At 41.1% G+C, this 2853-nt stretch carries 3 protein-coding genes and 1 pseudogene; 3 read left to right on the top strand and 1 reads right to left on the bottom strand.

The window, feature by feature from the left end; genetic code table 11:
- The first annotated feature begins 288 nt into the window (after positions 1 to 288).
- The 3 genes from F607_RS32040 to F607_RS0126090 all read left to right on the top strand — a co-directional run bounded on the left by F607_RS32040 (position 289) and on the right by F607_RS0126090 (position 2157).
- Positions 289 to 1026, top strand: coding sequence for a replication protein P (locus F607_RS32040; RefSeq protein WP_051311852.1), 738 nt, complete (start codon positions 289 to 291; stop codon positions 1024 to 1026).
- A 558-nt stretch (positions 1027 to 1584) separates the two neighbouring features.
- Positions 1585 to 1911, top strand: coding sequence for a hypothetical protein (locus tag F607_RS0126095; protein WP_027710353.1), 327 nt, complete (start codon positions 1585 to 1587; stop codon positions 1909 to 1911).
- Between the two features lie 30 nt (positions 1912 to 1941).
- A complete protein-coding gene (locus F607_RS0126090) occupies positions 1942 to 2157 on the top strand; it encodes a hypothetical protein (protein ID WP_027710352.1) in 216 nt (71 codons plus the stop codon).
- A 113-nt stretch (positions 2158 to 2270) separates the two neighbouring features.
- Here the strand turns inward: F607_RS0126090 and F607_RS0126085 are convergent.
- A pseudogene (locus F607_RS0126085) lies at positions 2271 to 2761 on the bottom strand (IS5 family transposase); the annotation flags it as partial.
- Positions 2762 to 2853 lie beyond the last annotated feature (92 nt).

The raw sequence follows: 2853 nt of genomic DNA, 5'->3' as shown, positions 1-2853 counted from the left end.
ATCACACAGTTTGTGTGTATTATTTAATAGGAACCAAGGCAATGCTCCTCTTCAGTTAGCTAAATTAATAGGCTAAAAAGTCGAGCATCGCGTAATTTTTAAATCACCACCGTGCTAAAAACTCTAAGTTCAGCTGCTGGCAATCCGCTTGGCGAAACTGGATGCTTCGTGCTGAGGCCTATGCCGAAGAGAAAAAACTCAGACAACCTCCGTCCCCTGTTAACTCAAACCAATTGGATTGGGATGACACTAGCTGGCGGTTAGATCTAGGTCTTTGAGGGCATGAACATGAAAACACCCAAGGATTTACTCGCTGGTGTACCCCTGGCAGGGACTAGCACTGCAGGGATTGATCAACCCCATGTTGACTCAATTTCCAAACATGCGGCCGAGCTGGTGAATGTAATTTTTCGGGAGCTACAAGGGATTTTCCCAGCCTGGAAACAAGCCTTTTCGGATATGGAAACCCTGAGCAGTGCCAAGCGCAACTGGACCAAAGGCTTTATCGACAATGGCATTGTCAACGTCGCTCAAGTACGCACAGGACTTTCCAAAGCACGACAGATTGCGCGGGATTTTGTACCCAGTGTCGGCACTTTCATTGCCTGGTGTAACCTGAGTCCCGATGATGCCGGTTTACCTCAAGCTCTGGAGGCTTACCACGAAGCCTGCGAAAAAGCCCATGCGCCAAGTCCACAGTCAGTTTATTGGTCGCATCCTGTCGTGTATCAGGCTGCTAAGAGTACAGGTTTTTTTGAGCTTAAATCACGACGAGAGCAAGATATTTTTCCGTTGTTTAAACGCAACTACACTTTAGCCTGTCAACAAGTGTTAGCTGGAGAAAGCTTAACGGACTTGCCAAAAGCACTTACGGACCAATCACCTAAAACATTGGCTGAAAAAAATAAGGATTTTCATGATAGGGTTCAGGAAAAATATTTACAAGAATGTGGATTTAACCAACTGGATAATCCCCAAGCAGCACTAAATTGCATTTATGAATTACTGGGTAGAAAACTAAATTAACGACAGTATGCGCATAAAAGCTACAAGTAAAACTTTAAAAGAAAGCATTGCCCCAAATAAGGGTTAAGAAAGATAAAAGTAATGAGGCAATGCTTGAACAAAACACCTTACAAATCTAGTTAAGATAAATAAATTGTCTGTTCGCAGGAATTGCTTGGGGAATATAAAGTGAAAAACTAAATTAGTAAATCATCTATTACAAATTGATACTTATTTGTTATTACAGTTAGATATTTTATAATTTTGAAAAAGTTACATTGTGCAAATGCAGCTTTATGTAAGAATGTGTAACTAGCTAAAACTGGCGTAAATCTAAATACATATTTAGAAACGTAAATAGTTTTATTTAAAGGTGAGTATAGAGAGGATGGGGAAAGTTAGAAATAAAAAAAACATTGCCTCAAAAAAAAGAGGAAGGGAACCGTGATGAATGAGGCAATGTTTATAAAAATGGATTTTAAGGACAAATCCAAACTCCGGGTACAAATTTAATTAATTTTCATACATATTTAAATAGCTTTTTGTATTTTTTTTGTTACAAGAGGAAAATAACCTGAGATGAGTCAACTGGAAGCTTTATTGGAGCTCTATATCAAGGAATTTGGCTTGACACCACCTCAAAAAGAATTCCGTTTTCATCCCAATAGGCGATGGCGATTCGACTTTGCTTGGCAAGAAAGTAAATTTGCCGTCGAAGTCGAAGGTGGTGCCTGGGTTAATGGACGACATACACGGGGTAAAGGATTTTCCAATGACTTGGAAAAATACCACGAAGCCATGGCGTTAGTTTGGCTGGTGTATCGCTGTGATGGTGAACTGATCAAAAGTGGACGGGCGATCGGTGTCATTCGTCAATTGTTATACGAAAGACAGCAGACTACTTAATGGTGTATATCGGTCATAGGGGGATAGACCATGAGTGTTTTACATGAATTAGCTGAAGTGATCGGTCATGATGCCGCCATCAAATTAGGGCAACACTTGGGTGGTGTGCGTTTATATATTCCACATCAGATGACGGATAGCCATGCGCTTGTAGCACTCTTAGGCTTGGACTTGGCTCAGAAGCTCAGTAATTATTACCAGGGAGAACATATTGAGCTGGAGAGGGAGCCGGTTCAGAAAGCATAGAGTTGTATGGCGCACAAAATTTTTGTGATACGCCTCAATGGATGATAAAATTCCGCGCCAGTTTTATGCGCAAATGACTCGTATTGTAAGGTATTTGCCATAGTTATATTTGTCTAGGGCCTGTTAACACTAATTAACTTGTCTACGATAAGCGCAAAGTGAATAAAAAAACGAAAAACAGCGTCTAGTTTTTCAAATCGTGAAAATATGCGTCTAAAGCCTTTTAGCCTACGAAATAAGCGTTCAACTTCATTCCGTTTTTTGTACATTTCACGATCATATGTCCAGGGTGATATCCGATTCATTCTTGGTGGAACTACGGGCTCCATATTCAAATCAATGACTAACTGCCTGGTTTCGTCCCCCTCATAGGCTTTATCCATTATGACCTGTGCACCTTCCCACCCACAGTTTTCAAGCTTTTTTAGTAGCTTTCTTCCTTCCGGTGCATCACCCGCCTGACCCGGCGATAAGGAAAAAGTGACGGCGGTTTGATCATCCGCTGCTACCATGTGAACTTGAGTTGTCCATCCTCCTCTGGATTTGCCAATGGCTTGTGGACCGTTTTTTTTAATGCACCTGTACCATCCGGGTGTACTTTTACTCGATTCCGAAGTTTTTTTAGATTGACATATTCATTCGTTTACTCATGCCGCTGCTCTGTATTTTAATGAGTTAGTGGGCTCTTGTTTGCCC

Origin of the sequence: Zooshikella ganghwensis DSM 15267 (assembly GCF_000428585.1) — a bacterium.
Lineage (GTDB): Bacteria > Pseudomonadota > Gammaproteobacteria > Pseudomonadales > Zooshikellaceae > Zooshikella > Zooshikella ganghwensis.
The sequence above is the reverse complement of the archived record's forward strand: the minus strand, read 5'-3'. Positions and strand labels throughout refer to the sequence as shown.